15 protein-coding genes and 1 pseudogene are annotated in these 16,190 nt (G+C 66.7%); 4 read left to right on the top strand and 12 right to left on the bottom strand.

The features are described from left to right. From FZ938_RS24080 to FZ938_RS24040, 8 genes are all read right to left on the bottom strand, one after another. The gene (locus FZ938_RS24080; RefSeq protein ID WP_149200948.1) at positions 1-879 is read right to left on the bottom strand and encodes a GntR family transcriptional regulator; all 879 of its coding nucleotides are present in this window, start codon (positions 877-879) and stop codon (positions 1-3) included. 207 nt (positions 880-1,086) lie between these two features. Beyond that, positions 1,087-1,464 (bottom strand): ribbon-helix-helix domain-containing protein, encoded by a 378-nt coding sequence (locus FZ938_RS24075; protein ID WP_149200947.1) that lies wholly within the window; start codon positions 1,462-1,464, stop codon positions 1,087-1,089. Positions 1,465-1,515: 51 nt separating this feature from the next. After that, positions 1,516-3,621, bottom strand: a complete 2,106-nt coding sequence (locus FZ938_RS24070) for a sigma-54-dependent Fis family transcriptional regulator (RefSeq protein ID WP_149200946.1) — start codon at positions 3,619-3,621, stop codon at positions 1,516-1,518. Between the two features lie 224 nt (positions 3,622-3,845). Beyond that, a complete protein-coding gene (gene groEL, locus FZ938_RS24065) occupies positions 3,846-5,483 on the bottom strand; it encodes a molecular chaperone GroEL (RefSeq protein WP_149200945.1) in 1,638 nt (545 codons plus the stop codon). 198 nt (positions 5,484-5,681) lie between these two features. Then, positions 5,682-6,038, bottom strand: coding sequence for an MmoB/DmpM family protein (locus FZ938_RS24055; protein ID WP_085086548.1), 357 nt, complete (start codon positions 6,036-6,038; stop codon positions 5,682-5,684). 36 nt (positions 6,039-6,074) lie between these two features. Continuing rightward, positions 6,075-7,232: an aromatic/alkene monooxygenase hydroxylase subunit beta gene (locus FZ938_RS24050; RefSeq protein WP_149200944.1), complete on the bottom strand. Its 1,158-nt coding sequence runs from the start codon at positions 7,230-7,232 to the stop codon at positions 6,075-6,077. Between the two features lie 32 nt (positions 7,233-7,264). Next, entirely contained in the window at positions 7,265-8,323 is a 1,059-nt protein-coding gene (locus tag FZ938_RS24045; protein WP_149200943.1) for an NADH:ubiquinone reductase (Na(+)-transporting) subunit F, read from the bottom strand. A gap of 118 nt (positions 8,324-8,441) precedes the next feature. Then, positions 8,442-10,106, bottom strand: coding sequence for an aromatic/alkene/methane monooxygenase hydroxylase/oxygenase subunit alpha (locus FZ938_RS24040; protein WP_149200942.1), 1,665 nt, complete (start codon positions 10,104-10,106; stop codon positions 8,442-8,444). Between the two features lie 510 nt (positions 10,107-10,616). Here FZ938_RS24040 and FZ938_RS24035 point away from each other — a divergent pair. The 4 genes from FZ938_RS24035 to FZ938_RS24020 all read left to right on the top strand — a co-directional run bounded on the left by FZ938_RS24035 (position 10,617) and on the right by FZ938_RS24020 (position 13,676). Next, positions 10,617-11,009, top strand: coding sequence for a c-type cytochrome (locus tag FZ938_RS24035; protein WP_149200941.1), 393 nt, complete (start codon positions 10,617-10,619; stop codon positions 11,007-11,009). Between the two features lie 33 nt (positions 11,010-11,042). After that, positions 11,043-11,438: a VOC family protein gene (locus FZ938_RS24030; RefSeq protein ID WP_149200940.1), complete on the top strand. Its 396-nt coding sequence runs from the start codon at positions 11,043-11,045 to the stop codon at positions 11,436-11,438. A gap of 46 nt (positions 11,439-11,484) precedes the next feature. After that, positions 11,485-12,039, top strand: coding sequence for a twin-arginine translocation signal domain-containing protein (locus tag FZ938_RS24025; RefSeq protein WP_149200939.1), 555 nt, complete (start codon positions 11,485-11,487; stop codon positions 12,037-12,039). A gap of 65 nt (positions 12,040-12,104) precedes the next feature. Beyond that, the gene (locus tag FZ938_RS24020) at positions 12,105-13,676 is read left to right on the top strand and encodes a GMC family oxidoreductase (protein ID WP_149200938.1); all 1,572 of its coding nucleotides are present in this window, start codon (positions 12,105-12,107) and stop codon (positions 13,674-13,676) included. Positions 13,677-13,682: 6 nt separating this feature from the next. On the opposite strand, the gene FZ938_RS31205 is transcribed toward FZ938_RS24020, so the two are convergent. From FZ938_RS31205 to FZ938_RS24005, 4 genes and pseudogenes are all read right to left on the bottom strand, one after another. Then, a complete protein-coding gene (locus FZ938_RS31205; protein WP_425529378.1) occupies positions 13,683-13,871 on the bottom strand; it encodes a transketolase-like TK C-terminal-containing protein in 189 nt (62 codons plus the stop codon). 22 nt (positions 13,872-13,893) lie between these two features. Continuing rightward, positions 13,894-14,247, bottom strand: a pseudogene (locus FZ938_RS31200) (transketolase); the annotation flags it as partial. Positions 14,248-14,315: 68 nt separating this feature from the next. Continuing rightward, complete coding sequence (locus FZ938_RS24010) at positions 14,316-15,272, bottom strand: D-2-hydroxyacid dehydrogenase (protein ID WP_149201045.1); 957 nt, start codon at positions 15,270-15,272, stop codon at positions 14,316-14,318. After that, entirely contained in the window at positions 15,272-16,174 is a 903-nt protein-coding gene (locus FZ938_RS24005) for an NAD(P)-dependent oxidoreductase (protein WP_149200936.1), read from the bottom strand. Before FZ938_RS24005 ends, FZ938_RS24010 begins: the two co-directional genes overlap by 1 nt. Between the last annotated feature and the right edge of the window lie 16 nt (positions 16,175-16,190).

Raw genomic sequence — 16,190 nt, 5'->3', positions numbered from 1 at the left:
TCAACTCCTCTGTTTGATTGCCCGCGTGCTGCGGGTGGGCTTTTCGCCCAGCTTGCTTTTGTCGGTCTTGCTCTTGTCGGCCTTCTTGCGCTCGGCCTTCTCGGTGGTGCGCGGCCAGCCCAGGGCGGGGCTCCAGCGCCGTTCGCCGTCGTTGCCGGTACGCACCAGATCCATGTGGAAGCTGTAGCGGTCGGGCCGGTACAGCGCGTGCAGATGCTCCACGCCACGCCCCGACGGTTCGTAGACGATGCGGGTCAGGGTCAGCAGCGGCGATCCGATCTCCAGATCAAGCGCCGCCGCCGCTTCGGGGCCGGCGAGCGTGGCGTTGATCGCCTGGGTGGCGCGCTCCGTCGTCACGCCGGACCGCTCGATCAGTTCCAGCAGCGGACGCGCCGCCAGTTCCGCCTCCGAATAGGTCAGGCCGATCCATTCCGGAACATGGGTGGTCAGGTAGGAAAACGGCTCCCCATCGATCAGGCGCACACGCACCGAGCGCTGGACCCGTTCGCCGGGCTTGAGACCCAGGCTTTCGGCAATGGACTCAGGCGGGATGCCGTAACCGAAGGACAGCAGCTTCACGTCGGTGCTGCGGCCCATGTCGATCAAATGCGACAGGACGTTCGACAGATCGGCGACGATCGGCCGGACGGCGCGCGTGTCATGCACGAAGGTGCCGGAGCCGGCCTTGCGCTGCACCAGCCCTTCCTTTTCCAGAAGGTCGAGCGCGCGGCGCACGGTGACCCGCGACACCGCATGTTCGGTCGCCAGCGCCGGTTCGCCCGGCAGCCGCCCGCCCGGCGGCAGCTCGCCGGCGACGATGCGGTCACGCAGCAGCAGATAGATTCTGCGCGCCTTCAAAGGTTCGACCGCCGACTTCACAGCACTCCGCCTCCCCTTCACCGGAAACCGTTGGCTGTCCATTCACCAGACAGGAACCTGTATGATGGATAATACAGCTTTGGTCAACAGCGATGTTGGGGGCACCAACGGTTGCGGCCCGCACCCGAGGCATTCAATCGGGAGCGGGCGGGCTTCGGCTTCGTTGGTCGGCGCGGTCCGACGGTCAGGATTCGGACTGCGCCGCCGTCACGATTTGGCGGAGAATTGGCGGTCCGCAGGGAAGGCGACGACGGATGCCGCATCGCCGCCCGGTGCGGGATCGGAGGTGCTCTTCCCCCCGGCAATTCCGGGCGCCGACGCTGCGGACGTCAGCGTCAGATAGCGCACGCAGCTGACCCGCAGGAAGGAGGCGAGGTTCTGGACGCCGCCATGGACCTCCACGACCTCGTCATAGAGCGTGACGATCAGGCGGTTGGTGGTGGTCCCCTGTTCGGCGGCGATGCCGGCCAGAACGTTCCAGAACAGGTTCTCCAGTCGGATGCTGGTCACCATTCCATGGATGCGGACCGAACGGGACCGGGCCTCGTACAGGATCGGGTCGGTGTTGACAAAGATCTGGCACATGCGCCGATGCTCCTCCCACGATGGACCTGTCCTGGTTCGAACCCGGCGATTTCAGGTCCGGTCGAAGCCGCCCCCGTCCCGGTCGGCTCGTCCCCTGCGAACCACGCCCCGCTGGATGCCGTGCTGGCTCAACTTGCGATACAGGGTGCTGCGTGAAATCCCCAGCACCGCCGCGGCATCCGACAGGTTCCCGCCGGTGGCGGCAATCACATCCTCGATCGTTCGCTGCTCGGTGACCGTAAGCGACATCGGGACCGGACCGGCCGGTGCAGAGATCGGCATGGCCGGCCCCGCAACCGCCGGATAGGGCGAGGGCCAGCCGCCGGTCTCCAGACCGCCGCAGGCGTCGCGCAGTTCGTCCGGAAGATCATGCACATCGACGGTTCCACCAGTGGACAGCAGGACCGCACGTTCGATCACGTTCCGCAATTCCCGGACATTGCCCGGCCAGTCGTAACGTTGCAGCAGATCCAGCGATGCCGCGGTGAAGCGGACCGGCGCGCGGCCATGCCGTTCCGCCAGCAGGTTGTTGAAGTGGGAGATCAGGCGCAGGACGTCGCCATGCCGTTCCCGCAAGGGCGGCACCCGCAGGGCCGTCACGGCAAGGCGGTGGTACAGGTCGCGGCGGAAGCGGCCGGCGGCGACCTCCTGACGCAGATTCCGGTTGGTCATGGCGAGCAGCCGCACCGACACCCGGCGCGGAACGTTGTCGCCGATGCGGTACAGGACCCCTTCCTCCAGCACCCGCAACAGATAGGGCTGAAGGTCGAGCGGCAGTTCGCCGATCTCGTCCAGGCACAGCGTGCCGCCGTCCGCCAGTTCGAACCGGCCGATCCGCCCCTCCGCCGCAGCGCCGGTGAAGGCGCCGCGCACATAGCCGAACAGCTCGCTGCCCAGCATCTCGCGCGACACCGCGCCGCAATTGAACGGCACGAAGGGGCCGCCGGCCACCGCGCTGTGGCCGTGGATGGCGCGCGCGAACAACTCCTTGCCGACGCCGGTCTCGCCCTCGATCAGGATGGGGACCTGCAGCGGCGCCAGACGCTCCCCCTGCCCGATCACGGCACGCAGGCTGTCGCTGGCCCCGACGATGTCGGCGAAGCGGCAGCGGCTGTGGTCGGACTCGTCCGGCACCGCCCGGCGCCCGGCGGAGGGGCGGGACGACGCCGAACCGGGAATGACCAGCAGCGTTCCACGCCGCTCCCCATCCAGCATCAGCGGACGGACCCAGTCGGACGGCACCGGCAGCCGGCCGCCGGCGCCGCCCTCCAATCCGACAAGGGGCAGCTTCGTCCCCCGGTTCAGCGGCGGCAGTTCCGATCCGAGGCTCGCCTTCAGCAGATGCGCCGCCTTGCGGCTGGCGAAGAGAAGACGCCCACGCGCATCCAGCGCGATCAACCCCTCGCCGGCATATTTCTGGCTGTCTTCCAGGCAGGCCTCCAGAAGCCGCACATGTTCGGCCTCCGTCTGCCGGGCGAGGTTCCATTCCACCTGCCGGGCGGCAACCACGGCCAGCGCCAGCGCCTGCCCGCTGAAGCTCTGTTTCAGGCCGGAGATGTCGAGCAGCCCGACGACCGAGCCGTCGACCGGGTCATGGATCGGCGCGCCGGCGCAGCTCCACCCCTTGATGCCGGCGCAGTAATGCTCCGCCGATTGGACCAGCACCGGCTGCTTGGAGGCCAGTGCGGTGCCGATGCCGTTGGTGCCGGCACAGGTCTCGCCCCACTGGCCGCCGCAGGCGAGGCTGATGTCGCGGGCAGCGTTCATGGTCGCGCGGTCGCCGGCGGCCTCCAGCACCACGCCGTTGGCATCGGTGATCAGCATCACCGTCCGCGTCCCGGCCAACAGGTTCGCCGCCTCGGCCAGGGTCGTGGCGGCGGCCTGCAGCAGATCACGGTTGTCGCGACGGAGCGCCTCGACAAGGTCGGTGCCGACCACCGGTGCGGCATCCGCCCGCGCATCGACCAGGAAGCTTTGGCAGCGCGCCCAGGATCGGATGACCACGTCGCGCACCGGCAGATTCTCCCGCCGTGACCCGGAAACGAAATCCTCCCACGCCTTCATCGTCGCCGTTTCGCCGTCCACCAGCGCATGGAACGCCGGACCGGACGAAGCAACGGCCAGACGGCCGATACCGACCTGTTCGTTGGCCAACACAGTCCCCTCCCTGCATCCCGGCGTCTTTCGGGATTTCCCGTGGCGCCGATTGTCCTTAGAACGGGGGTGCGGAGATCCGTCCCGAAATACTCCGCATCCACAATTGTTTGTATAGGAAATTATAAGCCGGACTGAAGCGGGAGCGGTAGTAGCGGAATACTCTATGGCCTTTTTCCTGTGCTTTTCCCCGAAGGTGGAGGTCAACCGTCACGATAAGGCGGGGGTCAGCTCCGCCCGTACCGTTCCATCCCGCCGCCGCGGGCCGGGCCGGCGGTGGGGTCGACGTCGTCGGGGATGTCGGCGACCAGGGTGTGGGTGGTCAGGATCAGCTTGGCGACCGACACCGCGTTCAGCAATGCCAGCGTGGTGACCTTGACCGGATCGATGATCCCGACGGCGAACAGGTCGCCGAACCGGCCGGTGCGGGCGTCGAAGCCGGCCCCTTCGGGAAGCTCGGCGATCCGGGCGGCGACGCCGGCCCCGTCCAGCCCGCCATTCTCCGCGATGCAGATCACGGGCTGCAGCATCGCCCGCTGCACCAGCTTTACCCCCGCGCGCTCGCCTTCCCCCACATCCGCGGCCAAGCGGTCGAGCAGCGGGGCGACGCGGGCCAGCGCGGTGCCGCCGCCCGGCACCACCCCCTCCGCCAGAGCCGCGCGGGCTGCGGCGAGCGAATCCTCCAGAAGCTGGGCGGTGCGTTTCTGTTCCACCGGCGTCGCGCCGCCGACCTCTATCAGCGCGGTGCCGTGCGTCAGCTTCGCCAGCCGCTGGGACAGCTTGTCCCGTTCGATGTTGGGCGGCGCCTCCTCCCATTGGCGCTGCACCAGGGCGCGGCGGGCGGCCAGCGCGTCCGGATCGCCATGGCCGCGCAGGAGGGTGGTGCGGCCGGCGGACACCTCGATGCGGTCGGCGCCCCCCAGATCATCCGCCGTCACGCTGTCGAGCCGCCCGCCGAGGTCGCGGGCGATAACGCGCCCGCCGGTCAGGATCGCGATGTCCTCCATCATCGCCTGACGCCAATGGCCGAATTCAGGAGGATTGATCGCCACCACCGTGGCCCGTCCGTCGCGGCGCAACGCCATCAGCGCCGCCACCACCTCCGGCGCGACACTGTCGGCGACCACCAGCAGAGGACGCTTGTCTCCAAGGCGGTCGATCAGGCGCAGGATCGGTTCCGGATCGGCGATCTTGTGGTCGGTCATCAGGATACGGGGCCGTTCCAGCACGGCGGTCTGGCCGGTCGGCTCGGTCGCCATGTGATGGGACAGGAAGCCGCGGTCCAGCACCATGCCCTCCAGCACATGCAGCGCGGTCGGCGCGCCCGGCTGGCCGTATTCGATGTCGATCACGCCCTCCGGCCCGACCCGGCGCAGCGCATCCGCCACCAGTCGGCCCAGCACCGGATCCGTTGCCGCGACGGTCGCCACCTGCACCAACTGCGCATCGCGCTCCAGCGGCCGGGCCATGCCGCGGAGGTGGTCTACGACGAAGCCGCAAGCGCGCTCCATTCCCTCCACCAGTTCGACCGAGCCATGGCCATCGGCGAGCACGGAAACGCCGTCCTGGATCAGTGCGTCGGCCAGCACGGTTGCGGTGGTGGTGCCGTCGCCGGCCACGTCGTTGGTCTGCTTGGATACCTCGCGCACCACCTGGGCGCCCATATTCTCGAAGCGGCAGGGCAGCTCGATCTCGGCGGCGATGCTGACGCCGTCGCGGGAGATCATCGGCGTGCCGATGGGGCGGTCGATGATCGCGTTCGTCCCCTTCGGCCCCAGCGTGCCGCGCACCGCCAGCGCCAGCTTGCCCACCCCACGGGCAAGCGCGGCCCGCGCCTCGGCACGGTGCAGCATCATTTTCGGCATGGCGTCTGTCCCTCCCGTTGTTGGTTTTGTGGATTTGAAAATCAAATACCCTCTCCCGCCCCGGGAGAGGGAGGGACCCGCCGAAGGCGGGAGGGTGAGGGGCTATCCGGACATGGAGTCCTGATCCTTGGATCACCCCTCACCCTTCCCATGCTCCGCATGGGCCCCTTCCCTCTCCCGGGACGGGAGAGGGAGATCTCACTCGTAGGCGAGCGCGTCATCCATGTTGCCGAAGAGGACGACGGTGTCCTCGTCGATCATGACCATGCGGCCATAGTGGGTGGAGGTGGAGATCTCGAAGATGTGCGGGGTCATCTCGCGGCCGAGAGCTTCGCCGATCTCGCTCATCTTGAACTCGATCTTGCCCTCGCCGTCGATCCGGATCATCGCCGGCAGATAGGTGACGGTGATGCCGGGCTTGCTCTCCATCACCTCGGCGATGCAGCGCGCCTCGACGCTGTCGTTCATCGTCACGCCGCACTGGTGGGAGATGGTGCCGTCCTGGGTGATGTCCTTCAGCGGCTTGAAAAGCTGCTGCACGGTGGTGACGCTCATGGTCTTCGTCCTCTTGTGGCGGAGATGCAGGAAGGATCACTCGGCCGCGGCGCCATTGACTGGAGCGGTAACTGCGGCCGCAGCGGCAGCCGGAGTTGCGACCTGCCCGACCTCGACCGGCGGCAGGGCCGGCAGGTCGGCGTCGATGCCGATCTCGCGCCCGATGGCGGCGACGCGGTTGCGCGCCCGTTCGAAGGCGTCCGCGAAGCTCGCCGCCTTGACCCGCGGCAGCGACCACAGCGGCTGAAGCTGCAACGCCGCCTTCACCGCCAGCCCGCCGTGATGGGTGAACCAGCTCTGCAGCATGATCCGGTTGTCCTCCCCGTGCGCCGGGTCGCGCAGCAGCAGGGCGAACAGTTCCACCGCGTTGGCGAGGTTCCGCTCATAGTCGGCCTCTGCCGCCGAGATGACAGATGGGGTGGAGAAGTCGTTCTGCGCGGCGGCCACCTGCATGACGAAGCCGCTGCGGAACAGCTCGCCCACCAGCGGCTCGAAGACGAGGTTGACGGCGAAATACTGCTCAAGAAAGTCGGTCGCGGCGCGGATATGCTCTACCGCTTCGCGGCAGGGCTGCCAGATCGGGTCGTCCAGCCAGTGCGCCTTGCCGGCGTCCAGATCGAAGCCGCCGATATCGCTGCCGACCTCCGCCAGATAGAGCGTCAGGTCCTGGGCGAAGCGCAGCTTGTAGGAGGCGTTCGTCAGGATGGCGTTGTTGACCATCTGGGTGTAGCCGTAGCGCTGCGCCCGCATCAGCGCGGTGCCCAGGCCATATTCGGCATGCTTGAAGGCACCGACATGGTTCTGCAGCACGGCGACCCAGGCCTTGTCGAAGCGCTGGGGCGCACCGGCGCGGCGCGCGTTCTCCACCACGTTCTGGATCATGCCGACGATGGTGGACTGGCGCTGGTAATGGGTGCGCTCCCATTCCTGGTCAGGCGCGCGGAAGCCGTGCCAGTCCGTGCATTTCAGCGCGGTCCAGTCCTTGGAATATGTGGGCGTGCCGTCGCCGAAGGAGATGATCCAGTTCTGGAGCAGATAACGTTCCGGATCCGGCTGGACGTCGACCGTCACGTCCTCGTAATGGGTGGCCTTGCGGCCCTTCGGTTCGAAGTAGTTGTAGCGACGGCTGTCGGAGCCCGGAAATACCTTGGCTCCGGCGGCGGCGGATGTGGTTTCGGTTTCCTGCATGGTCATCGTCTTTCCTCCCGTATTTGCAAAATCCCGGCTCAGCGGGTGGCGGGGGTGAATTTGTCGAAATAGACGCGCGCGGAATCGATGCCGGCCATCTGCAGGACCGGCAGCACCGCGTCGATCATCGGCGGCGGCCCGCAGGAGAAGACGTCGGCCTCCTCCACCTCCGCCATGTCGGACAGGTGCCGGCGCAGCACCTCGTGGATGAAGCCGGTCTCGCCGGTCCAGCCATCGCCCTCTTCGGCATGCGACAGGGCGGGGATGAAGACGAAGTCCGGCAGGCTGCGGGCGAATTCCTCGAACAGGTCGAGGTGGAACAGGTCCCGTCGGCTGCGGGCGCCGTAGAAGAAGCGCACCGGCCGCGTCTCGCCGCTTGCGGCCTGATCGCGCAGGATCGACAGCAGCGGCGCCATGCCCGATCCGCCGCCGACCAGGATCATCGGCCCGTCCCGCTCCTCGCGGCGGAAACAGGTGCCGTAGGGACCGCGGACGCTCACCCGGTCGCCGACCGACAGGCCGCCGTCCAGCTGGCGGGAAAAGGCGCCGTCCGGGTATTTCTTGATGATGAACTCCAACCGGTTGCCGTCCGCCGGCGGATTTCCCATCGAGAAGGAGCGGGTCAGGCCGACCCCGGGCAGCGTGATGTCGACGTACTGTCCGGCCCAGAACTTCATCGGCTGGTCGAGGTCCAGCGCGATGCCGACGATGTCGTGGGTCAACTGTTCCACCGCCGCCAGCCGCGCATCGAAGTCCTTCACCGGAATGGAGCGGGACAGCAGATCCTCGTCGTAATTCAGCAGTTCCACCGCCACGTCGCTATAGGCCAGCGAGCGGCAGAGCAGGATGTGGTTGCTGTCGCGCTCCGGATCGGAGAGCGCGAAGGTGGAGTATTTCAGCATCTCCACGTCGCCGTCGATCAGCAGGCATTTGCAGGCGGAGCATTGCCCCTCCTTGCAGCCATGCATCAGCGAGACGCCCTGGCGGAAGGCCGCATCGAGGATGGTTTCCCCTTCCGCGACCTCCATTTCGATGCCGACCGGCTCCAGCCGCACCGTGTGAACGGCCGGGCTGTTGTGCAGCGCTTGTGCGGTCATGGTCTTTCGATCTCCGCGGTGATGTCCGCCTGTGATGTCCGCAGGGGATCCCGTTCCCCCTCTCCATCCGGAAAGGGGGAACGGAAAGGGGGACGGGCCCGAGTGAATGGGCGGGGGATCAGACCCGGCGGATCTTGAAGCCCTTGCGGTATTCCTCGACATGCGCCTGACGCTGTTGCGGCGTCATTTCGCGGAGCGCCAGCAGCGGGCTGCGGATGGTGTGGCCGCGCACATGGTCCAGCGTCCACATGTCCTTCTCTTCGAAGGACAGGTGCGGCTGGGCGACCAGAGTCTTCCCATCGGGACGGACGAAGCCCATGTCCTGGATGGCGTCGGCGAGGTCCCAGCCGTCATAGACCTCCTCCCACTGGCGCCGGCCGGAGAAACGCCCCATCGCCGGGGTCGGACGGCCCTGGTATTCGGCGGCGAAAGCCTCCTTGTGGGTCCAGCGGTCGACCTCGGAGGCGTAGGTGTAAAGCTCGCCGTCCACCTCGTCGATCTGGAAATCCTCGCGGATGACGCAGGGCACCAGGCTCGACCAGCAGCGGTGCGGATAGACGTAGCCGGTGTCGGCGAAGGTGATCGGCACGCTGCCGGGCTTGCTGAGCTTGGCGTAATTTTCCCACCAGACGCCGAACTCGTCGTACCAGCCCGGATACTTGCTTTCGAACCACTCGAAATCGCGTTCAGTCATCGCCTCGATGCGCCAGAAATTGGCCCACCAGCCGGCAGAGAAGAACTGCGCGATCTTGTGGACGTAGTTCTTCTTGACGATGCTGTCGAAGGCTTCGTGAACATCGTCATGGTGGATCTTGATGCCGTACTTCTCCAGCGGCAGCATGTAGGTGCGGTAGTAATCCTCGAAGATCCAGCGGTGCCACAGCTCGGCGTAGGATTCCTTGTTCTTGTCGCGATTCTTTGTGCCGTACTCGATGATCGTGCCGATGGCGGCATCGACGATCATGTGGTTCTGCCAGAAGGAATAGCGGATGTCGCGTTCCAGAAGCAGATGGTTGTCCGGCTCCTTCAGCACCGACATCAGCATGGAATGGCCGTTGCCGATGTGGCGGGATTCGTCGCTCTGCACCGACAGGAAGACAGTGGGCAGGGCATAATCGCCGTTGCGCGCCGCTTCCGACGGCATGGCGACGAACAGCGTGTTGGTGAAGGCGGTCTCCGCCACGACCTGCAGATAGATGTTCGACGCGGTGATGGCGTCGCCGGTCAGGAAGGCCTCACCGAACTGCCGGCCGATGGTGGTGGCGTAGCATTTGCCGAACGCCTTCTCGGTGATGTCGAACCCGGCCGGGTCGATGTAGTTCTCCATGTACCATTTCTTGAGGTTCATCTGGATCGTCGAGTGCCGGAACTCGTCGATCATCTGCATGGTGAAGCCGGTGCGCAGGTCGTCGCCCGGCGCCAGCTGGCCCAGCGTCGCCATCGACCGCGCCGCCGAGATTTCCGGGAAGGGGATGATCGCCAGGAACAGCTTCATCCACTCGATCCAGCGCGGCTCCACATTGCGGAACATGTCGCCGCGCAGCGCCGCATCCAGGGCGCCGTAGACGCGGTTGTCCTTCTCCTCCTGCATCGGGAAGTAGGAGCGCAGGACCTGCTTCATCGGGTCGCGCGGCGCCTTGGAGATCTTGTAGTCGGTCGGAAAGGCCATCGCCTCCTTGACGTATGACGGCGTCCAACCGAGATCGGCGACGCGGCGCGCCGCTTCGGTGATGCCGATGCCTTTCTGGCTGGTGATCTTGTTCAGCGTCAATCCATCCGGCATGTCGTCTCTCCCCATGATTTTGATGATGTTGATGCGATGGTCGGGCTTGTGGATCGGACCTGAAGGACCGCGTCGGCCGCGCATGCCGGATGACGGGACACCGGCAGTCTGAAGGGCGGGATGGGCAACGGCACGACGGTGGCGGCGCGACGATGTGGTGCGCAGCCTCAGGCCGCTTGCGGCCGCCGAACCGGGGCAGCCGCATCGCCAACGCCATAAAGCAACCGACGTGCCAGAAGCGCGACCCACCGGGAATCGCCGTTTTTAAAGACGGTTGGTGTCACGCACTGTCTCATTACGGGACAATTTGTCGCACTGCGTTGTCCCAGAATGAAACAGATGGGACGGCCGGAATCGGGCAGATCGATCAAAACCGGCTTCTGTGCTTGTTCGTCGCGGCTTTCCGCGGCGTGGCATGCCCCTTGCTCTATCGGATCGACGGCGCCGCTCCGGCTGGCCCGAAGTGCCGGCGCCCCGCTTCGGGAGGATTTTCAAACAATGAGGCATGCGATGCACGCGAGGATGTCGCCGCACCGCTGGGTGATGTTGCTGCTCCTTCTGTCCATACCCTTCTCGCCCTTCACGCGGAAATCCGCGGCGGCGGATGGCGAGACGCTGTTCCGGCAGCAATGCGGAACCTGTCATTCGGTGAAGAAGGACGACGGGCCGCGCGCCGGACCGCCGCTCTTCGGCGTCATCGGTCGCAAGGCCGGCACGGCCGACGGCTTCGAATATTCGGATGCGCTGCGCGGTGCCGGTTTCGCCTGGGACGCCGGCCATCTGGAACGCTGGCTGGCGAACTCCAACCAGTTCGTTCCCGGCAGCTACATGAACTACCGACAGGACGACGACGCCATCCGCAAGAGCATCGTCCAGTTCCTGGAGGCCAAGGCCAAAGGTTAGTGCCGCCCCACCAAAGACTTCGCGAGAAACATCATGGCCAAGATCATCCACATGATGGTGCGCGTCCTCGACGAACAGCGGTCGCTGGACTTCTACGCCAAGGCCTTCGGGCTCGAACCGGCCGAGCGGCTGGCGTTCGACGGCTTCACGCTGATCTACCTGCGCAATGCCAAAAACGACATGGAACTGGAGCTGACGGTCAACCACGACCGCACCGCGCCCTACACCCACGGCGACGGCTACGGCCACATGGCGGTGGCGGTGGACGATCTGGACGGCGAACACGCCCGCATGTCCGCCCTGGGCTTCCCGGTGACGCCGGTGAAGGAATTCGCCCCCGGCGGCACCCTGTTGGCCCGCTTTTTCTTCATCACCGATCCGGACGGCTACAAGACCGAGGTCCTGCAACGCCACGGCCGCTACCGCTGAATCCGGACATCAAGAACAACCGAACCAAGGGAAGGAGACGTCGATCATGCGCGTTCTCGACAAACGGATACGGCTCAACCGGCGCAACTTTCTGAAGACCTCCGCCGCGTCGATGGCGGCGGCCGGCGCGGTTTCCGGCGGCATCGTGTCGATCGGAGCGACACCGGCCTGGGCCGAGGCACTGACCGTCGTCAAGCCCGACGCCGCCAAGACCCTGCTGGTGATGGTGCGTGACCTCTATCCGCACGACCGGCTGAGCGACGCCTATTACGAGACGGCGCTGGCCTCGATGGACCAGGCGGCGGCAAAGGATGCCACCCTGGCCGGCCAGCTCAATGAAGGCGCGGTTGCCCTCGACGCCGCGGCGCGCAAGCTGCACGGCTCGCCATACGCCGCCATCAAGGCGGAAAAGGACCGCGTGGCGGTGCTGAAATCCATCGAGACCACGCCGTTCTTCGCCAAGGTCCGCGGCGACATGGTGGTCGCTCTCTACAACCAGCCGGAGGTCTGGGCGAAGCTCGGCTACGAAGGGGCCTCGGCCGAATATGGCGGCTACATCCACCGCGGCTTCGACGACATCGACTGGATCAAGGACGCCTGACGGCACCACCGGCTGGCCTGAATGAACGTCCACTGAATGCCCGAAAAATGGGGGAGGACCGAGACATGGTTGCGAAATTCGCAATGGACGACGACAGCGTCGTGGTGGTGATCGGATCGGGGGCCGGCGGCGGCACCCTGTCGAACGAATTGGCCCAGAAGGGCATCAAGGTCGTCTGCCTGGAAGCCGGCAAGCGTCACGAAATCCAGGATTTCGTGAATGACGAATGGAAGAGCTTTTCGCAGATCTCCTGGCTGGACAAGCGCACCACGTCCGGCACATGGCGGGTGGCGAAGGACTTCCCCAACCTGCCGGCCTGGATCGTCAAGGCGGTCGGCGGCTCCACCGTGCACTGGGCCGGCGCCTCTCTCCGCTTTCAGGAGCATGAGTTCAAGGCGCGCACGACCTACGGCGAGGTGGAGGGCGCCAACCTGCTCGACTGGCCGGTGACGCTGGCGGAGATGGAGCCCTATTACGACAAGGCCGAGTTCAAGATGGGGACGACCGGCACCAACGGCATCCCGCGCCTGCCCGGCAACAACAATTACAAGGTGCTGGCGGCCGGCGCCAAGAAGCTGGGCTATGCCGAATTCCACACCGGCAACATGTCGATCAACAGCAAGCCGCGCGACGGCCGCGGCTCCTGCCAGCAGATCGGCTTCTGCTTCCAGGGCTGCAAATCGGGCGCGAAATGGTCCACCCTCTACACCGAGATCCCCAAGGGCGAGGCCACCGGCAATCTGGAGGTCCGGCCGGACGCCCAGGTGCTGAAGATCGAGCATGACGCGAAGGGCAAGGTCAATGCCGTGCTCTATGCCGACAGCACCGGCGCCATCCACCGGCAGAAGGCCCGCATCGTCGCGGTCGCCGGCAACTCGATCGAAAGCCCGCGCCTGCTGCTGAACTCGGCCTCGACGATGTTCCCGGACGGGCTGGCGAACTCGTCCGGTCAGGTCGGGCGCAACTACATGCGGCACATGACCGGCTCGGTCTATGCGCTGTTCGACCGGCCGGTGCACATGTACCGCGGCACCACCATGGCCGGCATCATCCGCGACGAATCCCGCTTCGACCCGCGCCGCGGCTTCGTCGGCGGCTATGAGATGGAAACGCTGTCGCTCGGCGTGCCCTTCATGGCGGCCTTCCTCGATCCCGGCGCCTGGGGCCGCGATTTCAGTTCGGCGCTGGATGCCTACGACCATATGGCCGGCATGTGGCTGGTGGGAGAGGACATGCCGCGCGAGACCAACCGCGTCACCCTGCACGCGTCCGAGAAGGACAAGTTCGGCCTGCCCATCCCCAACGTCAATTTCGACGACCACCCCAACGACATCGCTATGCGCACCCACGCCTATGGCCGCGGGTCGGCGGTCTATGACGCGGTGGGGGCGGTGCGGACCATCCACACCCCGCCCTACCCCTCCACCCACAATCTCGGCACCAACCGCATGAGCGCCAACGCCCGCGACGGCGTCGTCAACAAATGGGGACAGGCGCACGACGTCAAGAACCTGTTCGTGTCCGACGGCAGCCAGTTCACCAGCGGCGGGTCGGAAAACCCGACCCTGACCATCGTCGCGCTGGCGATCCGGCAGGCCGACTACATCGCCGACCAGATGGGCAAGCGTGAGATCTGAGGACCGTTAAAGCGTTGCCCGCGCCTCCTCCGCCACCCGATCCGGCGTGATGCCGAAGTGGCGGTAGAGGTCGGGCACCGCGCCGGACGCACCGAAGCCGGTCATGCCGACGAAGCCGCCATCCTCGCCGATGTAACGCTCCCACCCCTGGACCACCGCCGCCTCGACGGTGACCCGCAAGGTGGAGCGGTCGATGACGGCGCGGCGATAGGCCTGATCCTGTTGCTCGAACAGCTCCCAGCAGGCCGGTCGTCACCTCGATGCCGCAGGACTGGTGGATTTCCGGATGACCGGCGGTGTGCGGCCCCAACACGCGGAAGCGCTTGATCTCGTCCAGCGTCATTGCCTCGTAGCCGCTGAGATGCAGCAGCGAGTAGATCAGCATCGAGCCATGGCCGTTCGACTGGACGAAGCGGTCGCGGTCGAACCACAGCGGGTCGGCGGAGTTGAACTTCAGGTGCCGGGTGGAAAGCGCCGTCGTGATGTCGGCGGCGCCGAGCGGGGTGCCGGGATGCCCCTCGCCTGCGCGCTCGATGGCATCCATGGACAGAAAGCGGATCGCGTTCGCCATCCGGCGCGGATCGACGCTGGGCATCAAGTGGTCCTTTCGGGAATGCGGAATGTCGTGGGGCGGCGCGGTCACGTCACCAGATTGATCGGGCGCCCGGCCGCGAAGGCTTCGATGCAGGCGGTCACCTGCTCGGCGACGGCCTGCCGCGCCTCGACGCTGGCCCAGCCGATATGCGGGGTCAGCAGGAAATCGGTGCGCCCGGCGAGGCGGAGGAAGGGATGGTCGTCCGGCGGCGGCTCCACCGCCGTGGCGTCGACGGCGGCGCCGGAGATCAGCCCGCCTTCCAGCGCGCCGACCAGCGCCATGTCGTCGATCAGCCCGCCGCGCGAGGTGTTGATGACCAGCGGCCGGCGCGCCATCCGGGCGAACTCCGCCCCGCCCAGCAGGTGGCGGGTGGCGGGCGTCAGCGGGCAATGCAAAGTTAGAACGTCGCTTTCGGCCAGAACCGCGTCGAACGGCACATGGTCCGGTCCCCCGGCCGCCTCCCCCTTGCGGCCGGCGAACAGAACGCGCATGCCGAAGGCCTGGGCGATGGTTGCCACCGCCTGCCCGATGGCGCCGCGCCCGACGATGCCGAGCGTCGAGCCGTGCAGGTCGCGGATCGGGTGGTCCAGCAGGGTGAACTGCCCACAGGCCTGCCACGCCCCCGCCGCCACCGATTCCCGGTAGGCCGGCAGGGATCGGCGCAGCGCCAGCATCAGGGCGAAGACATGCTCCGGCACCGTGTGGATGGCATAGGCGCGGACGTTCGACACCGCAATTCCACACGCGCGGCAGGCTGCGACGTCCACATTGTCGGTCCCGGTTGCCGCCACGGCGACGAAACGCAGATTGGGCATCTGCGCCAACGTCTCAGCGCGGATCGGCACCTTGTTGACGATCAGGACGGTCGCCCCGTGTGCCCGCTCGATGATCTGCTCCGGCGCCGTGCGGCCATACTGCGTCCACTCATGCGGCACATTGGGACGGCGCAGCGCGATGTCCGCCCCCATGGTGTCATGGTCGAGGAAGACGATGCGCTCCATCATTGCCTCCCTTCGGGCCGCCCCCCGGCGGTTCCGTTCACCGCGTGATAGCTGCGGATGACCTGACTGTCGTCCATCGCCCCTTCGCCGCGGCCGGAGGTGGCGAGGAACATCTGGTGGGCGACGGCGGCCAGCGGCAGCGCCGCCTTGGCGTCGCGCCCGGCCTCCAGCACGATCCCAAGATCCTTGACGAAGATGTCCACCGCGCTGGTGATCTCGGGATCCGCCTCCAGCATGCGCGGGCCGCGGTCCTTCAGCATCCAGCTCGACGCCGACGACCCGCTCATGATCTGCAGCAGGATGTCGAGATCGACCCCGACCTTCGCGGCCAGCGCGAAGGCTTCCGCCACCACGGCGATGTGGACGCCGCACAGCAACTGGTTGACGGTCTTGACCGTGGCCCCCTGCCCCGGCTTCTCGCCGACATGGAAGACCTTGTCGCCCATCGCCGCCAGGATCGGGCGCACCCGTTCCACGGTCGTTGCATCGGCGGCGGCCATGATCGACAGCGTTCCCGCCACCGCCCCCACCACCCCGCCGGAAACCGGCGCATCGACGAAGCGGCGGCCGGCGGCCTCCACCCGCTCGGCCAGGGCGGCGACGGCGCCCGGCGGACAGGTCGCCATCAGGATCACCGAAGCGCCTACCGGCAAAGCCTCCAGCGCGCCGTCGGCGAAGAGGGCGGCGTCAGCCTGCGCGGCATTGACCACCATCAGCACCAGCGCGTCCGCACCAGCCGCGGCAGCGGCGGCGCTTGAGGCGCCCTTCCCGCCGGCGCCTTCCAGCGTCCGGACACTCCCGGCCCGCACATCGAAGCCCTGGACGGCGAAGCCCTTCGCCAGCAGATTGCGCGCCATGGGCATTCCCATGGAACCGAGGCCGATGAAACCGACTGTCGTCATGTGATGATCCTTGTTG

This window comes from Azospirillum oryzae, assembly GCF_008364795.1.
GTDB classification, from domain to species: Bacteria; Pseudomonadota; Alphaproteobacteria; order Azospirillales; family Azospirillaceae; genus Azospirillum; species Azospirillum oryzae.
Note: the sequence above shows the minus strand (reverse complement) of the source record. Positions and strands in the feature narration are given on the sequence as shown.